The organism is Neisseria sp. HMSC070A01, from assembly GCF_001810165.1.
Taxonomy (GTDB): domain Bacteria; phylum Pseudomonadota; class Gammaproteobacteria; order Burkholderiales; family Neisseriaceae; genus Neisseria.
This window is the reverse complement of the sequence record NZ_KV800120.1, coordinates 118,883-143,757: the sequence shown is the minus strand read 5'-3', so window position 1 is coordinate 143,757 and position 24,875 is coordinate 118,883. Positions and strand designations below refer to the sequence as shown.

General features: G+C 49.4%; 25 protein-coding genes and 2 tRNA genes. 22 read left to right on the top strand and 5 right to left on the bottom strand.

Annotated elements, in window-relative coordinates:
- Window positions 1–58 precede the first annotated feature (58 nt).
- A complete protein-coding gene (gene leuS / locus HMPREF2711_RS03750; protein ID WP_003748243.1) occupies window positions 59–2,869 on the bottom strand; it encodes a leucine--tRNA ligase in 2,811 nt (936 codons plus the stop codon).
- 210 nt (window positions 2,870–3,079) lie between these two features.
- On the opposite strand from leuS, the gene dnaJ reads away from it, so the two are divergent.
- The 3 genes from dnaJ (at window position 3,080) to HMPREF2711_RS03735 (ending at window position 5,779) form a co-directional block, all read left to right on the top strand.
- The gene (gene dnaJ, locus HMPREF2711_RS03745; RefSeq protein WP_003748245.1) at window positions 3,080–4,243 is read left to right on the top strand and encodes a molecular chaperone DnaJ; all 1,164 of its coding nucleotides are present in this window, start codon (window positions 3,080–3,082) and stop codon (window positions 4,241–4,243) included.
- Window positions 4,244–4,539: 296 nt separating this feature from the next.
- Window positions 4,540–5,118, top strand: a complete 579-nt coding sequence (locus HMPREF2711_RS03740) for a TMEM165/GDT1 family protein (protein WP_003748247.1) — start codon at window positions 4,540–4,542, stop codon at window positions 5,116–5,118.
- A 1-nt stretch (window position 5,119) separates the two neighbouring features.
- Window positions 5,120–5,779: a TIGR01621 family pseudouridine synthase gene (locus HMPREF2711_RS03735; RefSeq protein ID WP_003748249.1), complete on the top strand. Its 660-nt coding sequence runs from the start codon at window positions 5,120–5,122 to the stop codon at window positions 5,777–5,779.
- A gap of 63 nt (window positions 5,780–5,842) precedes the next feature.
- Here HMPREF2711_RS03735 and HMPREF2711_RS03730 read toward each other — a convergent pair whose 3' ends face one another.
- The gene (locus tag HMPREF2711_RS03730) at window positions 5,843–6,769 is read right to left on the bottom strand and encodes a LysR family transcriptional regulator (protein WP_003748251.1); all 927 of its coding nucleotides are present in this window, start codon (window positions 6,767–6,769) and stop codon (window positions 5,843–5,845) included.
- Window positions 6,770–6,944: 175 nt separating this feature from the next.
- On the opposite strand from HMPREF2711_RS03730, the gene HMPREF2711_RS03725 reads away from it, so the two are divergent.
- The 6 genes from HMPREF2711_RS03725 (at window position 6,945) to HMPREF2711_RS03700 (ending at window position 11,805) form a co-directional block, all read left to right on the top strand.
- Window positions 6,945–7,694, top strand: coding sequence for a Nif3-like dinuclear metal center hexameric protein (locus HMPREF2711_RS03725; RefSeq protein WP_003748253.1), 750 nt, complete (start codon window positions 6,945–6,947; stop codon window positions 7,692–7,694).
- Between the two features lie 122 nt (window positions 7,695–7,816).
- Complete coding sequence (petA, locus tag HMPREF2711_RS03720; protein WP_070615567.1) at window positions 7,817–8,398, top strand: ubiquinol-cytochrome c reductase iron-sulfur subunit; 582 nt, start codon at window positions 7,817–7,819, stop codon at window positions 8,396–8,398.
- A gap of 18 nt (window positions 8,399–8,416) precedes the next feature.
- Entirely contained in the window at window positions 8,417–9,766 is a 1,350-nt protein-coding gene (locus HMPREF2711_RS03715; RefSeq protein WP_003681866.1) for a cytochrome b, read from the top strand.
- A gap of 14 nt (window positions 9,767–9,780) precedes the next feature.
- Window positions 9,781–10,569 (top strand): cytochrome c1, encoded by a 789-nt coding sequence (locus HMPREF2711_RS03710; RefSeq protein WP_003748257.1) that lies wholly within the window; start codon window positions 9,781–9,783, stop codon window positions 10,567–10,569.
- Window positions 10,570–10,783: 214 nt separating this feature from the next.
- The gene (locus HMPREF2711_RS03705; RefSeq protein ID WP_003685910.1) at window positions 10,784–11,389 is read left to right on the top strand and encodes a glutathione S-transferase N-terminal domain-containing protein; all 606 of its coding nucleotides are present in this window, start codon (window positions 10,784–10,786) and stop codon (window positions 11,387–11,389) included.
- A gap of 11 nt (window positions 11,390–11,400) precedes the next feature.
- A complete protein-coding gene (locus tag HMPREF2711_RS03700) occupies window positions 11,401–11,805 on the top strand; it encodes a ClpXP protease specificity-enhancing factor (protein WP_003748259.1) in 405 nt (134 codons plus the stop codon).
- A gap of 139 nt (window positions 11,806–11,944) precedes the next feature.
- Here HMPREF2711_RS03700 and HMPREF2711_RS03695 read toward each other — a convergent pair.
- From HMPREF2711_RS03695 to HMPREF2711_RS03685, 3 genes are all read right to left on the bottom strand, one after another.
- Window positions 11,945–12,020 (bottom strand) — tRNA-Ala (locus tag HMPREF2711_RS03695).
- A gap of 6 nt (window positions 12,021–12,026) precedes the next feature.
- Window positions 12,027–12,103: transfer RNA gene (locus tag HMPREF2711_RS03690), tRNA-Met, on the bottom strand.
- Window positions 12,104–12,209: 106 nt separating this feature from the next.
- The gene (locus HMPREF2711_RS03685; RefSeq protein ID WP_003748263.1) at window positions 12,210–13,361 is read right to left on the bottom strand and encodes a class I SAM-dependent methyltransferase; all 1,152 of its coding nucleotides are present in this window, start codon (window positions 13,359–13,361) and stop codon (window positions 12,210–12,212) included.
- 401 nt (window positions 13,362–13,762) lie between these two features.
- Between HMPREF2711_RS03685 and mraZ the strand changes: the two genes are divergently transcribed.
- From mraZ to HMPREF2711_RS11105, 13 genes are all read left to right on the top strand, one after another.
- The gene (gene mraZ, locus HMPREF2711_RS03680; protein WP_003748265.1) at window positions 13,763–14,218 is read left to right on the top strand and encodes a division/cell wall cluster transcriptional repressor MraZ; all 456 of its coding nucleotides are present in this window, start codon (window positions 13,763–13,765) and stop codon (window positions 14,216–14,218) included.
- Window positions 14,215–15,177 carry a 16S rRNA (cytosine(1402)-N(4))-methyltransferase RsmH gene (rsmH, locus tag HMPREF2711_RS03675; RefSeq protein WP_003748267.1) on the top strand — a complete coding sequence of 321 codons (963 nt, stop codon included), beginning with the start codon at window positions 14,215–14,217 and terminating at the stop codon, window positions 15,175–15,177. The genes mraZ and rsmH overlap by 4 nt, the downstream gene beginning before the upstream one ends.
- Before the next feature lie 61 nt (window positions 15,178–15,238).
- Entirely contained in the window at window positions 15,239–15,502 is a 264-nt protein-coding gene (ftsL, locus tag HMPREF2711_RS03670) for a cell division protein FtsL (RefSeq protein WP_003681879.1), read from the top strand.
- 74 nt (window positions 15,503–15,576) lie between these two features.
- Window positions 15,577–17,325, top strand: coding sequence for a peptidoglycan D,D-transpeptidase PBP2 (locus HMPREF2711_RS03665; protein WP_003748269.1), 1,749 nt, complete (start codon window positions 15,577–15,579; stop codon window positions 17,323–17,325).
- Window positions 17,326–17,351: 26 nt separating this feature from the next.
- Window positions 17,352–18,830 carry a UDP-N-acetylmuramoyl-L-alanyl-D-glutamate--2,6-diaminopimelate ligase gene (locus tag HMPREF2711_RS03660; RefSeq protein ID WP_070615564.1) on the top strand — a complete coding sequence of 493 codons (1,479 nt, stop codon included), beginning with the start codon at window positions 17,352–17,354 and terminating at the stop codon, window positions 18,828–18,830.
- Between the two features lie 180 nt (window positions 18,831–19,010).
- On the top strand, window positions 19,011–19,532 hold the full coding sequence (locus HMPREF2711_RS03655) for a M23 family metallopeptidase (protein WP_070615562.1): 522 nt from the start codon (window positions 19,011–19,013) through the stop codon (window positions 19,530–19,532).
- 24 nt (window positions 19,533–19,556) lie between these two features.
- Window positions 19,557–20,411, top strand: a complete 855-nt coding sequence (locus HMPREF2711_RS03650; protein ID WP_070615559.1) for a peptidase — start codon at window positions 19,557–19,559, stop codon at window positions 20,409–20,411.
- Window positions 20,411–20,941, top strand: a complete 531-nt coding sequence (locus HMPREF2711_RS03645) for a hypothetical protein (RefSeq protein WP_070615556.1) — start codon at window positions 20,411–20,413, stop codon at window positions 20,939–20,941. The genes HMPREF2711_RS03650 and HMPREF2711_RS03645 overlap by 1 nt, the downstream gene beginning before the upstream one ends.
- On the top strand, window positions 20,938–22,302 hold the full coding sequence (gene murF / locus HMPREF2711_RS03640) for a UDP-N-acetylmuramoyl-tripeptide--D-alanyl-D-alanine ligase (protein WP_003748281.1): 1,365 nt from the start codon (window positions 20,938–20,940) through the stop codon (window positions 22,300–22,302). The genes HMPREF2711_RS03645 and murF overlap by 4 nt, the downstream gene beginning before the upstream one ends.
- A 15-nt stretch (window positions 22,303–22,317) precedes the next feature.
- Window positions 22,318–22,467, top strand: coding sequence for a hypothetical protein (locus tag HMPREF2711_RS11110; RefSeq protein ID WP_003748282.1), 150 nt, complete (start codon window positions 22,318–22,320; stop codon window positions 22,465–22,467).
- A 101-nt stretch (window positions 22,468–22,568) separates the two neighbouring features.
- The gene (gene mraY, locus HMPREF2711_RS03635; protein ID WP_003685861.1) at window positions 22,569–23,651 is read left to right on the top strand and encodes a phospho-N-acetylmuramoyl-pentapeptide-transferase; all 1,083 of its coding nucleotides are present in this window, start codon (window positions 22,569–22,571) and stop codon (window positions 23,649–23,651) included.
- A 115-nt stretch (window positions 23,652–23,766) separates the two neighbouring features.
- Window positions 23,767–24,255, top strand: a complete 489-nt coding sequence (locus HMPREF2711_RS03630) for a group II truncated hemoglobin (protein WP_003748284.1) — start codon at window positions 23,767–23,769, stop codon at window positions 24,253–24,255.
- A 66-nt stretch (window positions 24,256–24,321) separates the two neighbouring features.
- The coding region (locus HMPREF2711_RS11105; RefSeq protein ID WP_168162756.1) for a tetratricopeptide repeat protein at window positions 24,322–24,875 on the top strand (554 nt) is incomplete at its 3' end.

Below are 24,875 nucleotides of genomic sequence, written 5' to 3'. Positions count from 1 at the left end.
AACCTGAATATAGGGTTTCAGACGGCCTTTATCCGTATGGCTAAACCTTAAAAGCGGTTTAGACGACGATATTTACCAAACGTCCGGGAACGACGATGATTTTCTTGGCTGGCTTGCCTTCCATGAATTTCACCGCGCCTTCGTTGGCAAGGGCGGCGGCTTCGAGGTCGGCTTTGGAGGCGTCGGCGGCGACGGTGATTTTGCCGCGCAGTTTGCCGTTGACTTGAACCATCACTTCGATTTCGGATTTGACCAAAGCGGCTTCATCGACTGTCGGCCAGCCTGCTTCCCACAGTTTCGCGCCGTTCAATTCGCTCCACAGGGTTTCGCAGATGTGCGGCACGATGGGCCACAGCAGGCGTACGACGGCTTCCAATACTTCTTGGGCGACGGTGCGGCCTTGTTCGCTGCCGGTGTCGGTTTTGTCGTATTGGTTGAGCAATTCCATCACGGCGGCGATGGCGGTGTTGAACTGCTGGCGGCGGCCGTAGTCGTCGCTGACTTTGGCGGTGGTGGCGTGCAGTTTGTGGCGCAGGTCTTTTAGTTCTTTAGACAAACCGTCTTGGTTGCCTGCAAACGCTTTGACCGCGCCGCCTTGTTTCAGGTATTCGTAAACGGTACGCCACAGGCGGCGCAGGAAGCGGTGTGCGCCTTCGACGCCGCTGTCGCTCCATTCGAGGGACTGTTCGGGCGGTGCGGCAAACATCATAAACAGGCGGGCGGTGTCCGCGCCGTAGGCGTTAATCAATTCTTGCGGATCGACGCCGTTGTTTTTGGACTTGGACATTTTTTCCGTGCCGCTGATGACGACGGGCAGGCCGTCGGCTTTGAGGACGGCGGAAACGGGGCGGCCTTTGTCGTCAAAGGTCAGCTCGACATCGGCAGGGTTGATCCAGTCTTTGCCGCCTTTGTCGTTTTCACGGTAGTAGGTTTCGCAGACGACCATGCCTTGAGTCAGCAGGCGTTCAAACGGTTCGTCAACATTAACCAAGCCTTCGTCGCGCATCAGTTTGGTGAAGAAGCGCGCGTATAAGAGGTGCAAAATCGCGTGTTCGATACCGCCGATGTATTGGTCGACCGAGCCCCAGTATTTCGCGGCTTCTGCCGATACCATGCCTTCTGCGAACTTGGGCGACATGTAGCGGAAGAAATACCAGCTCGATTCCATGAAGGTGTCCATGGTGTCGGTTTCGCGTTTCGCCGCGCCGCCGCAGCATGGGCAGGTGGTTTCGTAAAACTCGGGCATTTTTGCCAGCGGCGAACCCATGCCGTCGGGTACGACGTTTTCAGGCAAAACGACGGGCAGTTGGTCGGCGGGGACGGGGACGTCGCCGCATTTTTCGCAATGGACGATGGGAATCGGGCAACCCCAGTAGCGTTGGCGCGAAATACCCCAGTCGCGCAGGCGGTATTGGGTTTTCGGTTCGCCTGCGTTTTGGCTTTGCAGCTTGGCGGCGATGGCGTCGAAGGCCGTCTGAAAATTCATGCCGTTGAATTCGTTGCTGTTTACTAGGAAGTTATCTTCATTGTTTTGGAACTGCATATTCCAATTTAATCTGATGGTTTCCAATGCCCCGAAGATTTCACTCAAATACGGTTCATCGTCAAGGCCTGCCTTATTGACTTGTTCTACTACTCTATCTACAAAACGTTGCGTTGGATTCTTTGAATAATCAAAAATATATTCAATATCAAACGGTAAGTTATTTTTAGCCGCAATTTTTTGTAATCGTGCTACCGCGTCATCAATCACTTTATTGCTGACAACCCATTTAATTGGCAAACCATATTTGCACGCGAACTCGAAATCGCGTTCGTCGTGCGCCGGAACCGCCATCACTGCGCCGTCGCCGTAGCCCCACAATACATAGTTGGCAATCCACACTTCCAGCTTGTCGCCGTTGAGCGGGTTGACGACGTAGCGGCCGGTCGGCACGCCTTTTTTCTCCATCGTCGCCATGTCGGCTTCGGCAACGGAGCCGGCTTTGCATTCGGCGATAAATGCCTGCAATTCGGGTTTGTCGGCGGCTGCGGCGGTTGCCAGCGGATGCTCGGCGGCAACGGCAACATAAGTCGCGCCCATCAGCGTGTCGGGGCGGGTGGTATAAACTTGCAGGAATTTCGCGTAATCGCCTTCCAAGCCTTGTTTGCTGTCGTCTGAAACGGCGAAGCGCACGGTCATGCCGCGTGATTTGCCGATCCAGTTGCGCTGCATGGTTTTAACTTGTTCCGGCCAGTGTTCCAGCTTGTCCAAATCGTTGAGCAGCTCTTCGGCGTAATCCGTGATTTTGAAGTAATACATCGGGATTTCGCGTTTTTCGATCAACGCGCCCGAACGCCAGCCGCGTCCGTCGATGACTTGCTCGTTGGCAAGGACGGTTTGGTCGACCGGATCCCAGTTTACCGTGCCGTTTTTGCGATAGACGATACCTTTTTCAAACAGCTTGGTAAACAGCCATTGTTCCCAGCGGTAGTATTCGGGTTTGCAGGTGGCGACTTCGCGCTCCCAGTCAATCGCAAAACCCAGGCTTTTGAGCTGGGTTTTCATGTATTCGATGTTGTCGTACGTCCAAGCGGCGGGGGCGACGTTGTTTTTCATCGCCGCGTTTTCCGCCGGCATGCCGAACGCGTCCCAACCCATAGGCTGCATGACGTTGAAGCCGTTTAAGCGTTTGAAGCGGCTCAATACGTCGCCGATGGTGTAGTTGCGCACATGCCCCATGTGCAGCTTGCCGCTGGGGTAGGGGAACATGGAGAGGCAGTAGTATTTGGGTTTGGAGGCGTCTTCGGAGACGTTGAAAATACGCTCGTCGTCCCATTTTTTCTGCGCCGCAGGCTCGATGGCGGCGGGTTGGTAATGTTCTTGCATGGTCATTCTGTTTTTCGCTTGAAAACGTTGGAAAAAATAAAGATGGGATTATAGCAGGTTGTCGGGCCTGTCGGTTTGACAAAGGCCGTCTGAATGTTTGGATGTCGGAAAAGCACAATTTCAGACGGCCTTGAAAATACTGACTTGAGTTTTTGATACTCGCCCACATATCCCACCCAGTTTGAATTCATTCTTAACACTATCAAAATTATGAGCAATAAAGATTTTTACGAAACCCTTGGTGTTGCCCGCAGCGCTAGCGACGATGAAATCAAAAAAGCCTACCGCAAGCTGGCAATGAAATACCATCCCGACCGCAATCCTGACAACAAAGAAGCGGAAGAAAAATTTAAAGAAGTCCAAAAAGCTTACGACACCTTGTCTGACAAGGAAAAACGTACCATGTACGACCAATACGGCCATGCCGCGTTTGAACAGGGTGCAGGTGCGGGCGGATTCGGTGGCTTTGGCGGTTTCGGCGGCCAAGGCGGATTCGGTGGTGCGCAAGGCTTCGATTTTTCCGATATTTTCAGCCAAATGTTCGGCGGCGGTGCCGGCGGCCGCCAGCCGGATTACAGCGGCGCGGACTTGCAGGTCGGCATAGAAATTTCGCTTGAAGAAGCCGCCAAAGGCGTGAAAAAACGCATCAATATTCCGACTTACGAAGAATGTGATGTCTGCCACGGCTCAGGTGCCAAACCGGGTACATCCGCATCGACTTGTTCGACCTGTCACGGCTCAGGCACGGTACATGTCCGCCAAGCCATTTTCCAAATGCAGCAGACTTGTCCGACTTGTCACGGTACAGGCAAAGAAATCAAAGATCCTTGCGTCAAATGCCGTGGCGAAGGCCGCACCAAAACCAGCAAAACGGTTGAAGTCAACATTCCGGCCGGTATCGACGACGGTCAACGCATCCGCTTGAGCGGCGAGGGCGAGCCGGGTCAACACGGCGCGCCGGCAGGCGATTTGTACGTCAATGTCCGCGTAAGACAGCACAAAATCTTCGAGCGCAATGGCTTGGACTTGCATTGCGAGTTGCCGATCAGCTTTGCCATTGCCGCATTGGGCGGTGAAGTCGAAGTGCCGACTTTGGACGGCAAAGTCAAACTGCACATTCCGAAAGAAACGCAAACCGGCCGCCGTATGCGCGTGAAAGGCAAAGGCATCAAGTCCCTGCGTTCCAGCTCGACCGGCGATTTGTACTGCCACATTTTGGTTGAAACACCGGTTAACCTGACCGACCGTCAGAAAGAGTTGTTGGAAGAATTTGAAAAAATCTCCTCCGGTCTTAATCTCAGCCAAACCCCGCGCAAGAAATCGTTTTGGGAAAAAGTAGGCGAGAAAGTAGGTGATTTGTTCTCCGATAATTAATCGCTGTGAAAAAGGCCGTCTGAAACCTGCTTGAATGAGGTTTCAGACGGCCTTTTGTTTTCTTTTTGTTGCTTCAAGCCATGGTTTGCCTTACAATTCGCGCTTCACTCTTACGGGAGTAGCCATTCGGCGCAATGCCGAAACCGTTGTCAACATAATCGGCTTGTGCGGCCGTGGCAGCGGTATCTTCTCTGCTTTATCGGAAGACAGGCAAGACGTAAGCGTTGTCCATACCCTTGCGGGCGGTATGCACAGCGCTTTTTGTTTGCCCGCTTTTCGGTTGAGTATCTTAAATCATGGAAGCTTTTTTCTCCTCGACGCTGGGCGTTGCCATTGCCGAAATCGGCGATAAAACGCAATTGCTGGCGCTCTTTTTGGCAGCACGTTTTGCCCACAAGAACGCGATTGTTGCCGGTATCTTTATTGCAACCCTGTTGAACCATCTTGTTTCAGCCGCACTCGGTGTCTGGCTGGCATCCGCTATTTCGCCCGAAGTCATGAAATGGGTGGTCGGCGGCAGCTTTATTGCGGTCGGATTATGGCTGCTGTTGCCGGATAAAGATGAAGACCCTGACAGCAAGTGGCTGAAATACGGCGCATTTACGGCGACGGTCGTCCTGTTTTTCTTGGCGGAAATTGGCGATAAAACGCAGATTGCGACGGTTCTTTTGGCGGCAAAATACCAATCTATCCTGCTCGTCGTGGTCGGCAGTATCGCCGGTTTGATGATTGCTTCCGTGCCTGCCGTGTATTTGGGCGAAATGCTGATGCGCAAAATTCCGGCCAAAGCAGTGCGTATTGCCGCATGTATCTTGTTCTGTCTGCTGGGTATTTTGACCCTGCTGGGCGATGGTATCGTGTTGAAGGCCGTCTGAAATGTGGGACATTGTTTTTGAACACAAAGACTTTGTGGTCATTAATAAGCCTTGCGGGGTATCGGTGCACAGCGAATCGGAAGGGGAGGTTTGCCTGACCGCATCGCTGGCGCAGAAGCTCGGCGTTGAACGCGTGTGGCTGGTTCACCGTTTGGACAAAGCCACCAGCGGCCTGTTACTGCTTGCGCTCAACCGCGACAGCGCGGCGGCTTTATCGACGCAGTTTGCCGAGAAAACCATGCGTAAAACTTATTTGGCACTCGGTACGCACAAGCCGGCGAAGAAGCAGGGCTGGGTGAAAGGCGGTATGGCGCGTTCGCGGCGCGGTACATGGAAGCTGACGCGTGACGAGGATAATTTTGCCGTTACCCGTTTCAGCAGCCAAAGCCTGAAGCCCGGTTTGCGCCTGTTTGTGTTGCAACCGTTTACCGGCAAAACCCATCAGCTGCGCGTGGCCATGAAAAGCATAGGCAGTCCGATTTTGGGCGATACGCTGTATGGCGGCGATGAGGCGGAACATCTGTTTCTGCACGCTTGGCGTTTGGTTTTCGACTATCGTGGCGAGCATTTCGATATTCGGGTTGCTCCCGATAAAACATGGCCGTCTGAAATCGATTTGTCGGCATGTTTGGGTTCGGATGAATCTGAAGAGAAGCAGTGAAATTTTTGTGTATTGAAAAGGCCGTCTGAAAATTGTTTAGACGGCCTTTTGATTGTTTCAAGTTTACATTTCCAATTCGCTCAAACCCGGCAAGTCGGCAAAACAGCGGTCATGCGTGATTTGGCAGAAGTTGTCCAGATAGCCTTTGTTGGCGTCTTCCGTACGAATGGCGGCATAAAGTTTGCTTTGCAGGCCGTCTGAAGTGATTTTTCGATGAACGACGTAGCCTTTTTCCAAATACGGCATGACCGTCCAGTAGGGCAGGGCGGCGATGCCGCGTTTGCTGGCAACCAGCTGAATAATGGCAATGGTCAGCTCGCTGTGGCGGCGCGGCGGATTAATGCCTTTGGGCAGCAGTACTTTTTTGGGCAAATCCAGCATTTCGTCGGGGACGGGATAAGTAATCAGGGTTTCGTCGATGAAATCTTCGGCTTCCCAAACGTCTTTGTCGGCAAGCGGGTGGTCTTCTGCGCAGATGCCGACCATTTCATAGGCAAACAGAGGGCGGTAGCTGATGCCGTTGAGCGGCTCGGCTTCGGAAACGATGGCAAGATCGGCGCGGTGTTGCAGCAGCAGCCCGACCGGATCGGCTTGGAAACCGGAAACGATGTCCAATTCAACTTGCGGCCATAAGGGGCGGAACTCTCCCATGGCAGGCATCAGCCAATCAAAGCAGGTGTGGCATTCGACGGCAAGTCTGAGTTCGCCGGCTTCGCCTTCGATAATCCGCACTAAATCACGTTCGGCGGCGGCAACCTGCGGCAACAGTTCGCGCGCCAGTTGCAACAGGCGCATACCGGCCGGAGTGAAGCGCAAAGGAGTGGATTTGCGTTCAAACAACGGCGTTTCGTAATAATTTTCCAAGGCGCGGATTTGGTGCGACAGGGCGGATTGGGTCAGGAAAACCCGTTTGGCGGCAAGGGAAACGCTGCCGGTTTCTTCTAAAGCCAGCAAGGTTTTGAGATGACGCAATTCGATAATAGAGTCCATGTGTTTTCAGACGGCCTGTGGGTAAGGTGGCGTATATTAAAATAATTCATGATGATGTGCAAATGATTAATGTTGGGAATGATTGCTGAAATCGGAATGTAAGAATTTGAGGCATAAACAGATTTTGCGGTTAGAATGCGAAGCTGTTTTTGAAGATAGATATAAGGAGCGGAATATGGCTTTACGCCGCGAAATTCTGGCTTGGTGCGATGAGACATTGCAGGTCGGGCTGTTTAAGGACTATGCGCCCAACGGCTTGCAGGTCGAAGGCAAAGAAGAAATTGCCAAAATCGCCACTTCGGTTACCGCCAGCAAAGCAGCAATCGATTTTGCCGTAGAGCAGGGGGCGGATCTGCTTTTGGTTCACCACGGTATGTTTTGGAAAAGCGAGCCTGTCACGATTACCGGTTGGAAAAAAGCACGCATTGAAACCTTGCTGCAACACCAAATCAATATGGCGGGCTACCACCTGCCGCTGGACGCACACCCTCAACTAGGCAATAACGCGCAGTTGGCCGAGAAACTCGATTGGGTGCTCGAAAAACAATTCGGCGAGCAAAACCTGTTGAATACAGGCCGTCTGAAAACCACGCAAACGCTGGCGCAATTGTCTGAACGCATCGAGGCGGTATTTGACCGCAAGCCGACCGTTATCGGCGATCTTGAACGCGAAATCAAACGCATTGCCTGGTGTAGCGGCGGTGCGCAGGGATTTTTTCAGACGGCCGCAGACGAAGGTGTCGATGCGTATCTGACCGGTGAAATTTCCGAAGCGCAATATCATCTTGCCAATGAAACGGGTGTGGCGTTTATCAGCGCCGGACACCATGCGACAGAACGTTACGGCGTCCGCGCCTTAGGCGATGCCGTGGCAGAAAAATTCGGTATCGAAGTGGTTCACTTTGATGAAAACAATCCTGCTTGAGTATTGAGCAATATCATAAAACTTTACCTTATTTTAAATAATGCTTTGAGTATTACAACAAACTAGGTAGAATTACGCTGTTTAATGGCTCGGTATTCCCAAAATTTTAGGACGACTGAATAATGGATAATCAAGAAATCAACAACGGCCGCCGCCGTTTCCTGACACTGGCTACATGCGGTGCAGGCGGTGTGGCGGCTCTGGGCGTAGCTACGCCTTTCGTGGCCAGCTTCTTCCCATCGGAGAAAGCTAAGGCTGCCGGTGCTGCTGTCGAAGTAGATGTCAGCAAAATCGAAGCAGGCCAAAAGCTGACTGCCGAATGGCAGGGTAAACCGATTTGGCTGGTCAACCGCACAGATCAACAGCTCAAAGACTTGAAAAGTTTGGATGGCTCAGTTACGGATCCTAATTCCGAAGTGGATCAGCAACCGGAATATGCTAAAAACGAGCACCGTTCGATCAAGCCGAACCTCCTCGTCGCTATCGGTATCTGTACCCACCTGGGTTGCTCTCCGACTTACCGTCCCGACGTTGCCCCTGCGGATTTGGGCGCAGACTGGAAAGGCGGCTTCTTCTGCCCGTGCCACGGTTCGAAATTCGACATGGCAGGCCGCGTATACAAAGGTGTTCCTGCACCGACCAACTTGGTTGTACCGCCTTACAAATATCTGAGCGATACAACTGTTTTGGTGGGCGAAGACTAAAAATAAGGAACGATAATTATGGCAAACCAAACCAATAGCAAAGCAAAAGCATTGTTAGGCTGGATGGACGCTCGCTTCCCTCTGTCTAAAATGTGGAATGAGCATTTGGCTCAATACTATGCGCCGAAGAACTTCAATTTCTGGTATTACTTCGGCTCTTTGGCCCTGCTTGTCCTTGTGATTCAAATCGTCAGCGGTATTTTCCTGACCATGAACTACAAACCGGACGGCAACCTGAACGCTTACCATCTGCCTGCTGCCTTTACCGCAGTAGAGTACATCATGCGCGACGTGTCCGGCGGCTGGATTATCCGCTACATGCACTCCACAGGCGCATCTTTCTTCTTCATCGTCGTTTATCTGCACATGTTCCGCGGCCTGATTTACGGTTCGTACAAAAAACCCCGCGAATTGGTGTGGATTTTCGGGTCCCTGATTTTCTTGGCATTGATGGCAGAAGCCTTTATGGGTTACCTGTTGCCTTGGGGTCAAATGTCCTTCTGGGGTGCGCAGGTAATTATTAACCTGTTCTCCGCCATCCCTGTTATCGGTCCTGATTTGTCCACTTGGATTCGCGGTGACTTCAACGTTTCCGACGTTACTCTGAACCGCTTCTTCGCCCTGCACGTTATCGCTGTACCTTTGGTATTGCTCGGCTTGGTTGTGGCTCACATCATCGCCCTGCATGAAGTGGGTTCTAACAACCCTGATGGCGTTGAAATCAAGAAAAACAAAGACGAAAACGGTATTCCACGCGATGGTATCCCATTCCATCCTTACTACACCGTTAAAGACATCTTGGGTGTCGTTGTATTCCTGATTGTCTTCTGTTCTGTATTGTTCTTTGCGCCTGAGGGCGGCGGCTACTTCCTCGAAGCGCCGAACTTTGATGCAGCGAATGCACTGAAAACACCTCCGCACATTGCGCCGGTATGGTACTTCACTCCATTCTACGCAATTCTGCGTGCGATTCCTTCCTTTGCCGGTACTCAGGTATGGGGCGTAATCGGTATGGGTGCAGCAGTTGTCCTGATTGCCTTGTTGCCTTGGTTGGATAAAGGCGAAGTTAAATCTGTCCGCTATCGTGGCCCAATCTTCAAAACTGCGTTGGTTCTGTTCATCATTGCCTTCATCGGTTTGGGTATTTTGGGTGCAATGGTAGCAACTGATACTCGTACTTTGGTTGCACGTATCCTGTCTTTCGTCTACTTTGCATTCTTCCTGGGTATGCCGTTCTATACCAAACTGGATACCAACAAACCAGTTCCTGAACGCGTAACCATGAGCACTACTAAACAAAAAATTATGTTCTTTGTTTACGTCGGTATTACCGTTGTTGGTGCTTACTTGTTTGCAACCAATATCTGATGAGGGCAGCGAAAATGAAACAAACTCTGAAAAACTGGTTTGCTGCCTTATTGCTGGCAGTGCCTATGAGTGCAGCCGTCGCCAGCGGCGGCCATGCAAACTATGAAAAAGTCGATATCGACCTGCGTGACCAAGTCAGCCTGCAGCACGGTGCGCAAATCTTTACAAACTACTGTTTGTCTTGCCACTCTGCAAGCGGTATGCGCTTCAACCGTCTGAAAGACATCGGTTTGACTGAAGATGAAATCAAGAAAAACCTGATGTTCACAACAGACAATGTTGGCGATGTCATGGTAGCGGCAATGGATCCGAAAGATGCTTCTAAATGGTTGGGCGCGCCTCCGCCGGATTTGACCTTGATTGCCCGTTCTAAAGGTGCGGACTACCTGTACGCTTATATGCGCGGCTTCTATAAAGACCCAACTCGTCCGACCGGTTGGAATAATACCGTTTTGGCCGGCGCGAGTATGCCTCACCCATTGTGGGAGCAACAAGGTGTTCAAGCCGTTGAGTTGGATGCCAAAGGTCAGCCCGTTATGATTAAAGACGAGCACGGCAACCTGACTCCTAAACTGTATTGGGAATCTACCGGTCTGCACAGCCGTCGTCTGCCTAATGGTAAAGTAATCCAAAAAGAGTACGATGCTTATGTGCGCGATTTGGTAAACTACCTGGTATACATGGGCGAGCCTGCTCAATTGCAACGCCACCGTATCGGTTACATGGTTTTGACATTCCTGTTTGCCGTAATGTTGCCGTTGGCGTACTTCCTGAAAAAAGAATTCTGGAAAGACGTTCATTAATTCTTTTGAATCAAAAAGGCAAACCTGTTTCAGGTTTGCCTTTTTTGTTTGCTTGATTAATTTATGTCGAATCAATGCAAATCTAAAAATTACTTAATGTAAACAGCGCATTATTTTAAATTTCTGGATTAAGTATTTGAAATTATGTATAATTCTTTCTGAATTTTTATAAGGCTTAAGGCCGTCTGAAAAGATTGATCAGGAGTAGAAGATTATGATGACTTTGTATTCGGGTATTACTTGTCCATTCAGCCAACGTTGCCGTTTTGTGCTGTACGAAAAAGGCATGGATTTTGAAATCAAAGATGTGGACGTGTTCAATAAACCTGAAGACTTGGCTTTGATGAATCCGTATAACCAAGTACCGGTCTTGGTTGAGCGTGATCTGATTTTGCACGAATCAAACATCATCAACGAATACATTGACGAGCGTTTCCCTCATCCTCAATTGATGCCGGGTGATCCTGTTATGCGCGGTCGCGGCCGTTTGGTGCTATACCGTATGGAAAAAGAACTGTTCAGCTTGGTGCAAGTGTTGGAAAACCCTGAATCTACCAATAAAGAACAGGCTAAAGCGCGTGAAGCCATTGGCAATGGCTTGACCCTGCTGGCACCGTCTTTTGCTAAAAACAAATATATTTTGGGCGATGACTTCTCCATGATCGATGTTGCTTTGTCCCCGCTGCTGTGGCGTTTGGACTATTACGACATCAAACTGGGCAAATCTGCCGCGCCTTTGCTGAAGTACGCGGAACGTATTTTCCAACGCGAAGCCTTCATTGAGGCATTGACTCCGGCTGAAAAAGCCATGCGCCGCTAAAGGATGGGTTTATGGCGACTTCAACCAAACCGTATTTGTTGCGCGCTTTGTATGAATGGTGCTTGGATAATAACCAAACGCCGCACATCGTCGCTTGGGTAAATGAACATACCCGCGTTCCGATGCAGTATGTACGTGACAATGAGATTGTTTTAAATATTGGCCCTACAGCCAGTCATAATTTAAATATCGACAATGAGTGGGTCAATTTCTCTGCGCGTTTTTCCGGCGTAGCGCATGAGATTTGGATTCCGGTCGGTCATATTGTCAGTATATTTGGCCGTGAAAGTGGAGAGGGTATGGGTTTCGAGGTAGAACCATATCAGCCTACTTCTACCAGTCCTGCTGCAACGGAAGATAAAAAAGCTGAATCTGCGGAAGGAAAACCGAAAAAAGTATTGAAGCTTGTGAAGTAATCAAAGATAAAAGGCCGTCTGAAATGTTTCAGACGGCCTTTATTGATTAGGTATTGAAGGGAAGCTCTGATGTCTTATCTGGTTATTAATTAAGCCAAACAAAAAAGCTCTTGTATTTAACAAGAGCTTTTTTGTTTAGTGGTGGAGGTAAGCGGGATCGAACCGCTGACCTCTTGCATGCCATGCAAGCGCTCTACCAACTGAGCTATACCCCCGAAATTTGGTGGCGAATCAGGGATTCGAACCCCGGACACAAGGATTATGATTCCTCTGCTCTAACCGACTGAGCTAATTCGCCGTTTCGTGAAGTCGCTATTATAGTTTTTTTTGAATATTTGGCAAGCGCTAATTTTGGTTTTTTTTATTTCTTATTGTTTTTAAAAAATAAAAAGTAGATGGTCGAGTTATAGTTTATGGCAAATATCGCCGTGAACGAAGCCTGTCCAATCGATATCGATGTCTTTGCCAAAAGCGATCACTTTAAAAAGCTCGCCCATTTCGTGCTGATGGATCAGTTTTTGTACTGCGGCGGCGGCTTGGATGTATTCAATTGAATCCGGACTGCCGATTTGCGCCAGCAGATCAGTGATGCCGAGATTGAGCAGGAAATAAGATTGGGGCAGGTAGCCGATTAAGTCCAAACCTGATTCTGTGCCGGCGCGTGCAATATCGGTGAAATTGACATGTGCAGTCAGATCGGTCAGGCCGATGTTGAAAAATGGGTCGTGGATGGTGTGGTGGCGATAGTGGCCGATAAATGTGCCTTCTTTGCGTTGCGGATGGTAATACTGGGCGGCATCGAAGCCGTAATCGATAAATATCATGCCGCCACGCTGCAATTTGGCGGCCAGGGTTTGGATAAAGGCATATTGTGCCGAGTGAAGCTCGCTTGTGTATGAAGGGAGGGGAGGAAAGTACAAAGAGGCTGTTTGTATCAGTTCGGTTTGGGCCAATGGTCTGACGGCTTCGATTAACTTGTCATTCTCTAAGCTGACGCCGATTTGTTGAAATCCTTCATCTTGATAAATCAAGCGTTCCACCGGCATGGCATCCAATACTTCGTTGCCGATGATGATGCCGTCAAAGTGTTCGGGTAATGCGGTGAGGTGGATGACTTTTGCGGCTGCTTCGGGAGATGTGTGCTCAAGAATATGTTGACGTTGTCTTTCTGCAAGCTCTGCCGACAGCTCAATAATGTAGTAATGATTTAGGCCGTCTGAAAGATTTTGTAACAAAGTAGCGGCAAGATGGCCTGTGCCTGCACCAAATTCGTAGATATTGCCTGCTGTTTGCAGCAGTAATTCGGTAAGTTGTCTGGCAAGGGTTTGCCCGAATAAGGGAGATAGGGTGGGGGCGGTAATGAAGTCGCCGTCCGTGCCGATTTTATGGCTGCCTCCGCTGTAATAGCCGTATTGGGGTGTGTAAAGAGCAAGCTCCATAAATCGGGAGAAAGGTATCCAGTTTCGATGTTGTTCAATTTCGTTTTTGATGAGCTTAGTCAGGTGTGCTGAAGAGGCTTGTGCGTCAGGGGAGGGGAGAGGGAGTTGTGGCTTCATGACTGTTAGATAATGTAAAAAATTTGAATTTGTTTGTATATTATAGCTGCTTACGGAATGGGTGGTAATTGAGTAAAAAAATACTATATATAGTATTTTTATAATATAAACTATACTATATCTAGTATTTTATGCTAAACGAAATGCTTATAAAATCCATATGTCATTCATTATTGCGTATATAAACTATTGAATTTTAAGCATTTAGTGTTTCATTTCAGATAAGAAACGGATTTGACCTGATTGCCAAAATTTCTTATAGTGTCGGTTAGTGGGGCATAGTGGGTGAAAGTGGTTACTTTTTCCTGAAATGTGTCCTGTTGAAGCGAAAACGAAATATTTTAGGAAGGTGGGATTTTTAATCTCACTCTGTTTTATTTTAATCGAATTTGGGGTGTGATGTGTTTGGCGGTGCTCATGAATTGAGTATGGACAGTAAAGGGCGGTTGGCGATTCCTGCCAAATTCCGCGATATTTTGCTGCGCCGTTATACGCCTGCAATTGTGGTTACCCTGGATTCCCGAAAAAAATTATTGATGTACCCGGAGCCCGTTTGGGAGGAAAAAGCCGAGCAGATTCTGAAGTTGAAAGTAGCCGGCAATGAATCTTTGCAACGGTATCAAAATCTGCTGCTGCACAATGCGGAGATTTTGGAGTGGGACAGCGCCGGACGTGTTTTGATCCCGGCCAATCTGCGCAAACGTGTGGATTTTGAAAAAGAAGTTACTTTGGTTGGCCGTGCAAACCGTATGGAGTTGTGGGGCCGCGAACATTGGGAAGAGGAAATGAATCAGGCTTTGGATATCGATCCTGACGAATTGGCTTTCCAATTGAGTCAAACGGATTTGCAATTGTGAGTAAAGTTGAAAATTATCAGCATGTTACTGTCTTGTTGCATGAGGCGGTGGATGCGTTGGCAATCCGTGAAGACGGGATTTATGTGGACGGTACGTTCGGCAGGGGAGGGCATTCCCGGCTGATTTTGTCGCGCTTGGGTGAGCAGGGGCGTTTGGTTGTTTTTGACAAAGACCCTGAGGCGATTGCGGTAGCCAATGAGCTGGCGGCGCAAGATAAACGTGTCAGTGTCGTACACAATGGTTTTGAGACATTTCAGACGGCCTTGGATGAATTGGGCATCGATAAGATTGACGGTGCGCTTTTTGATTTGGGGATTTCGTCGCCGCAAATTGACGATGGCAGCCGCGGATTCAGTTTCCGCTTTGATGCGCCGTTGGATATGCGGATGGATCCGACCCGCGGGATGTCTGCGGCGGAATGGATTGCAACCGCATCCGAACAGGATTTACACGAGGTTATTAAGAATTATGGTGAAGAGCGGTTTAGTCGCCAGATTGCGCGCGCCATTGTTGCGCAACGGGAGGAAAGTCCCATCGATACAACCCGCAAGCTGGCGCAGCTTGTGGCGCAAAACGTCCGTACTCGTGAGCGCGGACAAGACCCTGCAACGCGCACCTTCCAAGCAGTTCGCATCTTTATTAACCGTGAGCTCGAAGAGGTAGAGGCAGTTTTGCCGCAGGTTGCAGGCCGTCTGAAAGAGGGTGGACGCTTGGCCGTCATTGCGTTCCATTCTTTGGAAGACAGAATTGTGAAGCAGTTTATTAAAAAATATTCGCAACATGCGCCTTTGCCCCGTTGGGCAGTGGTCAAGGAAGCGGATTTGCCTCAGCCGCCTTTGAAGGCTGTGGGCAAAGCAATCAAACCGGGTTCGGCAGAGACTGAAGCCAATCCGCGTGCGCGCAGTGCGGTTTTGCGTGTGGCGGAGCGCAGCAGCGGCGAATTTTCGGTTGTTGACTAGGGAAGCGTTTCGGCATTGTCGCAAGGGATGTTTCTGTTGGCAGGCCGTCTGAAAGTTTGAAATGGGTAAGTTGAATATTTTATTACTGGTTTTGGTGACGGTTTCGGCCTTTGCCGTAGTGTTTAAGCAAAACCAGTCGCGCTTGCACTTTATCGAGTTGGATAAGGCACAAAAGCGGGAAATTCAGTTGGAACAGGATTACGCGCGCTTGAAATTGGAGCAGGCAAGATTGGCCAACCACAAACTGATTAAAGTGGCGGCCGAAAAGCAACATCTGCTTCCGCCGGGTGCGCATAATACGGCTATGCTGGAACGCAAAAAATAAGAATATAGCCTTGTTTTCAAGGTGTTTACGGGAATTAATAGCTCACTGAGCAGCTAAGTCATGAGAAGTCCAACATGTTAATTAAGAACGAATATAAACCTCAAATGCTGTCTGGAACCACAAAAACAAAAAAACCGCTGACAAGTAACGGACGTATCGGTTTGGTGCTGGGTGCCGTTGCGCTGGCATTTACCGGTCTGTTGGTGCGCGGGGTTTATCTGCAAACCAGTCAGCATGAGTTTTTGAAAAATCAGGGCGACCAACGTTTTGTGCGTACGCTTCCGCTGCCTGCATCACGCGGTATGATTACCGACCGTAATGGTGCTACATTGGCTTTGAGCGCGCCTACCGAATCATTGTATGCCATGCCTTCCGGTATGGAGGAAATGCCGACTGACGAGCAGTTGGAGAAACTGTCTGCCATTGCCGATGTGCCTGTTGAAGTTTTGAAAAATAAATTGTCTAAAAAAGACAAAGGCTTTATCTATCTGAAACGTCAACTCAGCTACGAAAAAGCGGAAGAAATCAAAGCATTGGGCATTAAAGGCATCGCCTTCCAAAAAGAATTGAAACGCCATTACCCGATGGGCAATCTGTTTGCGCACGTTATCGGTTTTACCAATATCGACGGCAAAGGTCAGGAGGGCTTGGAGCTTTCACGTGAAGACAGCCTGCGCGGTGAAGATGGCGCGAAAGTCGTATTGCGCGACAATAAAGGCAACATCGTAGACAGCCTCGACTCTCCGCGCAACAGCGTGCCTAAAAACGGCCAAGACATGATTTTGTCTTTGGATCAGCGCATTCAGACGCTGGCTTATGAGGAGTTGAACAAAGCTGTGGCTTATCACAAGGCCAAAGCGGGTACGGTTGTGGTATTGGATGCGCAAACCGGCGAGATTTTAGCGTTGGTCAACAGCCCGGCTTACGATCCAAATCAACCGGGTCAAGCCAATAGCGAACAGCGCCGCAACCGCGCCGTAACCGACATGATCGAACCTGGTTCTGCCATGAAGCCGTTTACCATTGCCAAAGCATTGGATTCCGGCAAAGTGGATGCAACCGATACATTCAATACCCTGCCTTACAAAATCGGTCCGGCTACCGTACAAGACACCCACGTTTATCCTACTTTGGATGTGCGCGGCATTATGCAAAAATCTTCCAACGTTGGTACCAGTAAACTTTCTGCCATGTTTACGCCTAAAGAAATGTACGATTTCTATCATGATTTGGGTGTGGGCGTGCGCATGCATTCAGGCTTTCCTGGTGAGACTGCAGGTTTGTTGAGAAGCTGGCGCAGATGGCAAAAAATCGAACAGGCAACCATGTCTTTCGGTTATGGCTTGCAATTAAGCCTGTTGCAATTGGCGCGTGCCTATACTGTCTTGACCCATGACGGCGAATTGTTGCCGGTCAGCTTTGAAAAACAAGCGGTTGCCCCTAAAGGCAAGCGCGTCATCAAAGCCTCTACTGCGAAAAAAGTGCGCGAGTTGATGGTTTCCGTTACTGAAGCCGGCGGTACCGGTACTGCTGGTGCTGTAGATGGTTTTGACGTCGGTGCGAAAACCGGTACGGCGCGTAAACTGGTCAATGGCCGCTATGTGGACAACAAACACGTCGGTACGTTCATCGGTTTTGCTCCGGCTAAAAATCCACGCGTGATTGTGGCCGTTACCATCGACGAACCGACTGCCAACGGCTATTACGGCGGCGTGGTTGCCGGTCCCGTATTCAAAGAAGTCATGAGCGGAAGCTTGAACATCTTGGGCGTTTCCCCGACCAAGCCTTTAAGTAATACCGCTACCGTCAAAGTACCGTCATAATCCAAACAATCAAAGAGATATTGTTTATGTTCAGCAAGTTAACCCCCTTGGCTGAAACCAACTTTCCGCCTCTGCTGTGTGAAAACGCAGCAGGGCGTTTGTTGCATTCAGACAGCCGACAAATTAAGCAGGGTGACATTTTCGTTGCCTGTCAGGGCGAATATACAGACGGCCGCAGCTATATTCCTGCTGCCATTGCCAACGGCGCAACCTTTGTTTTTTGGGATGATGACGGAAAATTTGCGTGGAATCCCGAATGGAAAGTCCCCAATCAAGGCATCAAAGATTTGAAACACCGTGCCGGCATGTTGGCAGCACAAGTTTACGGCAACGTTTCAGACGGCCTCAAAGTCTGGGGCGTAACCGGTACCAACGGCAAAACCTCCATCACACAATGGCTGGCGCAAGCCGCCGATCTTCTGGGCGAAAAAACCACCATTATCGGTACGGTCGGCAACGGCTTTTGGGGTGCATTGGAAGAAACCACGCACACCACCCCCGCCCCTGTCGATGTCCAAACCCTGCTCTACCGCTTCCGTCAACAAGGCGCAACAGCCGCCGCGATGGAAGTCTCCAGCCACGGCCTTGACCAATCGCGTGTCAACGGCGTGCCATTCTGTAGCGCAATCTTCACCAACCTCACCCGTGACCACCTCGACTACCACGGCACGATGGAAGCCTACGGCGCCATCAAGTCGCGTCTGTTTTACTGGCATGGTCTGCAACACGCCATCATCAATGTCGATGATGAATACGGCGCAGAACTTGCAGGCCGTCTGAAAAAAGACTGTCCCGATTTAGCCGTTTACGGCTATGGTTTCAGCGAACACGCCGACATCCGTATTACCGATTTCACCGCCTCTTCAGACGGCATGGAAGCCGTATTCCAAACCCCATGGGGCGAAGGAAAATGCCGCACCCGTCTGCTCGGACGGTTCAACGCGCAAAACCTCGCCGCCTGCATCGCCTTGCTTTGCGCCAACAGTTATCCGCTGGATAAAGTATTGGATGTACTGGCAAAAATCCATCCCGCCTCAGGCCGCATGGACTGCATCATGAACAGCGGCAAGCCCTTGGTCGTCGTCGATTACGCCCACACACCTGACGCATTGGAAAAAGCACTCTCTACCTTGCAGGAAATCAAACCGCAGGGCGCGGCTTTGTGGTGCGTATTCGGCTGCGGCGGCAACCGCGACCGTGGCAAACGTCCATTGATGGGCGCAGCAGCCGTACAGGGTGCGGATAAAGTTGTTGTAACCAGCGACAATCCACGCTTGGAAAATCCGCAAGACATCATCAACGATATTTTGCCTGCCGTCCCTAATCCTGAACGCGTCGAAGTTGATCGTGCCGTTGCCATCCGTTATGCGGTTGAGCAGGCTGCCGCGAACGACATTATTCTGATTGCCGGTAAAGGGCATGAAAACTATCAGGATGTACAGGGCGTGAAGCACCATTTCTCCGATTTTGAAATCGCAGAAAAAGCATTGGCAGAGCGCGGATAGACCATATCGCAAATATTCAGACGGCCCGAAACCTTAAGGCCGTCTGAAAAAGATTTAACCATACAAAACAAAAGCAAAACGACACACGCATTACGGCACGTCAGCCATTAAACCCATCACAGTTGTTTGTTCCAGAAGACTTTTTAACAAGGCCGTCTGAACAACAAGGAGACCGATTTGATGCTGAAAATGCCGACAAAAACCTTATTAATCAGTGCAGCCGTAGTTTTATTCGCTGGCTGTGCCACCAAACAACTTCCGCGTCCTACTGCCGAAATCGAGCAGTTGAGGGCGCAACAGCCTCCGACCGAGCAAAGCCTGCCTAATCCCGTTAAAGGCAAACGTTTTGACGACACTTGGGGCGCGGCGCGCAGTCAGGGGCGCAGGCATGAAGGTGTGGATATTTTTGCTAAGAAAAACACGCCGATACGCAGTACCACGCCCGGTATCGTCACCAAAATTGGGCGCAACCGATTGGGTGGCAAAGTCATCGGTATTCAAGGGCCGGGTGCGTGGCATTACTATGCCCACCTGAATAAGTTTGCCCGTATCCGCCTGTATGAGCGAGTAAAAGAAGGGCAGGTCATCGGCTATGTCGGTAAAACCGGCAACGCTAGGACTACACCGGCCCACCTGCATTACGGCGTGTATCTGCCCAGCGGCGCGGTGAATCCGTATCCGCTGATTAATCAGAGCAGATAGGCCGTCTGAACAAGATTTGAGAGTATGAACGCAAAGAAATTGGTTAAGGCAACGAATATCGTCGGCATGGTGGCAGTCGTGCTGCTGGTGTACTGGGTATTTGTTCTGATTTTATCCAATGTTTTCGGGCTTAAGGTATTCCGCGAATACATTACGGAAATTTTCCTGATGAGTATTTTGGGGATTTTTGCCGTGATGGCGGGTGCCTTGATATTGAATATCATGCTGAATTTGACCCGTATTGCCGAGCGAGGACAAGAGGAAGAAAGCAAAGGTGGTCGGAAAACCTTATATTTGTTGTTGGCCGTATTTCCTGTTTTGGCCGCTTTGCTATTTGGCGGAAATTATCTGACTGTCCAGAAAAAACGTCAGATTTTGACTCAATCGCTAGAGCGTATCGTCAAGGACAATCCATCGCAAATCGAAGCCTTGGCAGATTATCGTTTTGACTCGGCGTACATCAAAAAAGCGGCGTTAATCCTGGAATTGATGTCGAAGGAAGATTCTGCCTTTAAAGCGGCTACGGTGATTGTGCCGGATACGATCGGTAATAAACAGGTTTATCTAGCTTTCTCAGCCGATTCCCAGTTAAGCGGGATTGATGAGCAAGCCCCCGATACTCAGGGAGTAGGCGATGATAATGGTTTTGTCGTTACTCGGAATGGCAATAAAGAAACAATCAGCAAAACGCAATATCTTTATGCGCCAAATCTGAGCGAGCGTGAATACTTGCAAAGAATATTTGCCGGACAAAAAAATGAAATACGTTATGAGGCAAAAGACGGCAATTACAGCCTTTGCCACCCCTACCGCCAAAACGGTAAAACCATTGTATTGTGTTTTTCCGATTACCAGCAGTACGGGAAAATCGGCAGTTAATGAAAGAAATTTATAAAATGAAAAGTTGGTTTTTTAATACATTTCCTGATTATAAAAAATTGCCCAAAAGCGGCAAATTTATGGCGTGGCTGACTTTTGTGCAGGGCGTGGTTTGGTTGATTCTGGCATCAATTCAGAGTGTGCAAGGACTGATTAACAACATGGCATGGGCTGTGTTTTTTGGGATTTTACTTTTCATTTTGGGTGTGTTGGCGCTGTCTGCAGCATGGAATGCGTTTAAATTCCGTGAAATAGGTTTTAATAGAATGATATATGTGTACACGCCATGCTTGTTGCAAATAGTCTTTGTAGGAGAGGCATTTTCTTTTACGTATTATATAGAAAGTGTGCTGCAATTATCATTTAGCCTTACGGTACATAAGCTTGCTGTCGGTATAAATTTTGCCGCTATTCTTTTTATTGTGCTGGCAGGACGCAATTGTCGTCATTTAAAAATGGTTTCCCAAAATACGGATAAAAATGTGGAACCGTTAGAACAAGTAGAACAAGGACAAGAAACACAATCATGAAACCACTAGACCTAAATTTCATCTGCCAAACCCTTGGCCTTCCGATGCCGTCTGAAAATCAACCCGTTTCGCGTATTGTTACAGACAGCCGTGATATTCAGGAAGGCGATGTATTTTTCGCGCTTGCCGGTGAGCGCTTTGACGCGCATGACTTTGTTGAAGATGTATTGGCAGCGGGGGCAACGGCAGTTGTGGTTTCGCGCGAAGATTGTGCGGCTTTGAAAGGCGCGCTGAAGGTTGACGATACGCTTGCGGCTTTGCAAAAACTGGCGAAGGCGTGGCGTGAAAATGTGAATCCGTTTGTCTTTGGTATTACCGGTTCTTCCGGAAAAACGACGGTTAAAGAGATGTTGGCCGGCGTATTGCGTCATCGATTCGGTGATGAAGCCGTGTTGGCGACTGCCGGCAATTTCAACAATCATATCGGCCTGCCGCTGACTTTGTTGAAACTGAACGAAAAACATCGTTATGCCGTCATTGAAATGGGCATGAACCATTTTGGCGAATTGTCTTTGCTGACCCGAATTGCCGGTCCGAATGTTGCTCTGGTCAATAATGCTTTGCGCGCGCATGTCGGTTGCGGTTTTGATGGCGTCGGCGATATTGCCAAAGCCAAAAGTGAAATCTACGAAGGTTTGCTTTCAGACGGCGTTGCGCTGATTCCGTGTGAAGATGCCAATATCGCTACATTTGAAGCGGCTACTGTGCAATTAAACATTCAGACTTTCGGCATTGCCAGTGGCGATGTCCATGCAGAAAATATTGAGTTGAAACCGTTGTCTTGTACGTTTGATTTGGTGCGTGGCAATGAACGTGTTGCCGTGGTCTTGCCGGTCCCCGGCCGCCACAATGTACATAATGCCGTAGCGGCTGCTGCTCTGGCTTTGGCGGCAGGTTTGAGCCTTGCCGAAGTTTCAGACGGCCTGAAAAATTTCAGCAATATCAAAGGCCGTCTGAATATCAAGCAAGGCATTAAAGGCGCGACTTTAATTGACGATACTTATAATGCCAACCCTGACAGTATGAAAGCCGCCATTGATGTGCTCGCCGCTATGCCTGCGCCGCGTATTTTTGTGATGGGCGATATGGGCGAACTGGGCGAGGACGAAGCCGCCGCCATGCACGCCGAAGTTGGCGCGTATGCGCGGGATAAAGGCATCGAGGCCGCATATTTTGTCGGCGACAACAGCGTTGAAGCGGCAGAGACGTTTGGTGCAGAAGGTTTGTGGTTTGCTGATAAAGATCCGCTGATTCAAGTGTTGAGCCACGATTTGCCTGAACGCGCTACTGTATTGGTCAAAGGCTCGCGCTTTATGAAGATGGAAGAAGTGGTCGAGGCGTTGGCAGCAACAACCGCGTAAAAGGCCGTCTGAAATATGAAAAAGATTTTACTATTGGCTGGTTTGTTGATTGCCGCGTTTTATGCCGGAATGAAAGTACAGGCATTTATTTATGAAGATACCTGTTTGGACTTGGGCGGCGGAAAGAATCCTGGAAACTATCCGATTTGCGTGGTAGAGAAATAATCTTACTCAACAAGGCCGTCTGAAATTTCAGACGGCATACCGATTGATTTTTAATTGGGCAATAAGCCCGCTGTTACAACAAAAACAAAAAAGGAAGCCCCATGTTTTTATGGCTCGCACATTTCAGTAACTGGTTAACCGGTCTGAATATTTTTCAATACACCACATTTCGTGCCGTGATGGCTGCGCTGACTGCGCTGGTATTTTCATTATTGTTGGGTCCGTGGACCATCCGCAAGCTGACTGCACTTAAAGTAGGCCAAGCCGTCCGTACCGACGGCCCTCAAACCCACCTGATCAAAAACGGTACGCCAACCATGGGCGGCTCGCTGATTTTGACCGCCATTACCGTGTCCACAATCTTATGGGGCAACTGGGCAAATCCTTATATCTGGATTCTCTTAGGCGTCTTGCTTGCTACCGGTGCACTCGGTTTTTACGACGACTGGCGCAAAGTGGTTTATAAAGACCCTAACGGCGTGTCTGCCAAATTCAAAATGGTGTGGCAGTCGAGCGTTGCCATTATTGCCGGTTTGGCATTGTTCTACCTTGCGACAAATTCCGCCAACAATATCCTGATTGTTCCCTTCTTCAAACAAGTTGCCTTGCCGCTTGGTGTAGTCGGCTTCTTGGTATTGTCCTACCTGACCATCGTCGGCACATCCAATGCCGTTAACCTGACCGACGGTTTGGACGGCTTGGCCGCATTTCCCGTCGTCCTCGTTGCCGCCGGCCTTGCCATTTTTGCTTATGCCAGCGGCCACTCACAATTTGCACAATACCTGCAACTGCCTTACGTTGCCGGCGCGAACGAAGTCGTGATTTTCTGTACCGCCATGTGTGGCGCATGTCTCGGCTTTTTGTGGTTTAACGCTTATCCGGCACAAGTCTTTATGGGCGACGTCGGCGCGCTCGCGCTTGGTGCGGCGCTTGGTACCGTTGCCGTTATCATCCGTCAAGAATTTGTCCTCGTCATCATGGGCGGTCTGTTTGTTGTCGAAGCCATTTCCGTTATGTTGCAAGTCGGTTGGTACAAACGCACCAAAAAACGCATCTTCCTGATGGCGCCGATTCATCACCACTACGAACAAAAAGGCTGGAAAGAAACCCAAGTCGTCGTCCGCTTTTGGATTATTACCATCGTCTTGGTGCTGATTGGTTTGAGTACCCTCAAAATCCGCTAAATCTCCAAAGGCCGTCTGAAAGTTTCAGACGGCCATTATGTAAGGTAAGCATGCTTGCCTGAATCCTACGTCTCAAAATAAATCCCGCAATAATCCACACAGAAAGTCCCCAAACATGTACCAATCTTTCGGCGGCGCAACCGGCATCCGCACCCTGACCGACCGTTTCTACGACTTGATGGAACTCGAGCCGCAATACCAAGCCTTACGCCAAATGCACGGCGAAGACATGACCCTGATACGGGAAAAGCTCTACGAATTTTTTAGCGGCTGGCTTGGCGGACCGCAACTCTTTGTTGAAAAATACGGCCATCCCCAACTGCGTGCCCGCCATATGCCTTTTGCCGTCAACGTACAAGTCCGCAACGAATGGATGGCTTGTTTTGCCCAAGCCATGAGCGAACTGGACATCGACAAAACACTTGCCGAGTCGGTTTTAATCCAAGTTTTTGCGATGGCAGATTGGTGTCGTAACCAAAACGAAGACGGTATCGAACCGCCCATGCCGCCGATGGCGGTCGATCCTTGGGTACGCGCACCGGAATTGCAGCAGATTTTGAGTAGCTATGGTGTGAATAGCTTTTTTAAGGAATTCACTAGTTAAGGCCGTCTGAAACTTCTTGGATAAAACAGAAACAATAATTTAAAAGTAAAAGTAATAGGTTTTAAAATGAATAAGTTCTTTAAAAGAATAATGTTGGGCATGATTGCCTTGAGTTTCAGCCAACTAGTGTGGGCGGATAATGTCCCTAATTTTCAGGAAACCTTGCGGGCGGCAGAACAAGGAGTTGTTGCTGCCCAATACAATCTTGGTCAGATGTATCGTAACGGACAAGGTGTCCGTAAAGACTATGCTGAAGCGGTCAAATGGTATCGCAAGGCAGCAGAACAAGGGTATGCTCAAGCTCAATATAATTTGGGTGTGATGTACGACAATGGGCGAGGAGTTCGTCAGGACTATATACAGGCAGTGCAGTGGTATCGCAAGGCGGCAGAACAAGGATTGGCCGATGCCCAATATAATTTGGGTATGATGTATGCCAATGGGCAAGGAGTTCGTCAAGACTATGCAGAGGCAGTGCGATGGTTTCGCAAAACGGCAGAGCAAGGGCTTGCAAAAGCCCAATATAATCTAGGCCTATCCTATGCACAAGGACAAGGTGTGAGCCAAGACTATGTTCAGGCGGTGAGATGGTATCGCAAGGCTGCGGAACAGGGACATGC

Bases quoted from the DNA above. Each gene is read 5' to 3' on its own strand.
- petA (WP_070615567.1), top strand. From the start codon at position 7,817: ATGGATAATCAAGAAATCAACAACGGCCGCCGCCGTTTCCTGACACTG.
- HMPREF2711_RS03650 (WP_070615559.1), top strand. From the start codon at position 19,557: ATGAACGCAAAGAAATTGGTTAAGGCAACGAATATCGTCGGCATGGTG.
- HMPREF2711_RS03705 (WP_003685910.1), top strand. From the start codon at position 10,784: ATGATGACTTTGTATTCGGGTATTACTTGTCCATTCAGCCAACGTTGC.
- HMPREF2711_RS03725 (WP_003748253.1), top strand. From the start codon at position 6,945: ATGGCTTTACGCCGCGAAATTCTGGCTTGGTGCGATGAGACATTGCAG.
- HMPREF2711_RS03630 (WP_003748284.1), top strand. From the start codon at position 23,767: ATGTACCAATCTTTCGGCGGCGCAACCGGCATCCGCACCCTGACCGAC.
- HMPREF2711_RS03735 (WP_003748249.1), top strand. From the start codon at position 5,120: ATGTGGGACATTGTTTTTGAACACAAAGACTTTGTGGTCATTAATAAG.
- mraY (WP_003685861.1), top strand. From the start codon at position 22,569: ATGTTTTTATGGCTCGCACATTTCAGTAACTGGTTAACCGGTCTGAAT.
- HMPREF2711_RS03740 (WP_003748247.1), top strand. From the start codon at position 4,540: ATGGAAGCTTTTTTCTCCTCGACGCTGGGCGTTGCCATTGCCGAAATC.
- dnaJ (WP_003748245.1), top strand. From the start codon at position 3,080: ATGAGCAATAAAGATTTTTACGAAACCCTTGGTGTTGCCCGCAGCGCT.
- HMPREF2711_RS03700 (WP_003748259.1), top strand. From the start codon at position 11,401: ATGGCGACTTCAACCAAACCGTATTTGTTGCGCGCTTTGTATGAATGG.
- HMPREF2711_RS03730 (WP_003748251.1), bottom strand. From the start codon at position 6,769: ATGGACTCTATTATCGAATTGCGTCATCTCAAAACCTTGCTGGCTTTA.
- HMPREF2711_RS03660 (WP_070615564.1), top strand. From the start codon at position 17,352: ATGTTCAGCAAGTTAACCCCCTTGGCTGAAACCAACTTTCCGCCTCTG.
- HMPREF2711_RS03645 (WP_070615556.1), top strand. From the start codon at position 20,411: ATGAAAGAAATTTATAAAATGAAAAGTTGGTTTTTTAATACATTTCCT.
- HMPREF2711_RS03715 (WP_003681866.1), top strand. From the start codon at position 8,417: ATGGCAAACCAAACCAATAGCAAAGCAAAAGCATTGTTAGGCTGGATG.
- HMPREF2711_RS03655 (WP_070615562.1), top strand. From the start codon at position 19,011: ATGCTGAAAATGCCGACAAAAACCTTATTAATCAGTGCAGCCGTAGTT.
- HMPREF2711_RS03685 (WP_003748263.1), bottom strand. From the start codon at position 13,361: ATGAAGCCACAACTCCCTCTCCCCTCCCCTGACGCACAAGCCTCTTCA.
- HMPREF2711_RS03710 (WP_003748257.1), top strand. From the start codon at position 9,781: ATGAAACAAACTCTGAAAAACTGGTTTGCTGCCTTATTGCTGGCAGTG.
- HMPREF2711_RS11110 (WP_003748282.1), top strand. From the start codon at position 22,318: ATGAAAAAGATTTTACTATTGGCTGGTTTGTTGATTGCCGCGTTTTAT.
- murF (WP_003748281.1), top strand. From the start codon at position 20,938: ATGAAACCACTAGACCTAAATTTCATCTGCCAAACCCTTGGCCTTCCG.
- ftsL (WP_003681879.1), top strand. From the start codon at position 15,239: ATGGGTAAGTTGAATATTTTATTACTGGTTTTGGTGACGGTTTCGGCC.
- HMPREF2711_RS03665 (WP_003748269.1), top strand. From the start codon at position 15,577: ATGTTAATTAAGAACGAATATAAACCTCAAATGCTGTCTGGAACCACA.
- leuS (WP_003748243.1), bottom strand. From the start codon at position 2,869: ATGCAAGAACATTACCAACCCGCCGCCATCGAGCCTGCGGCGCAGAAA.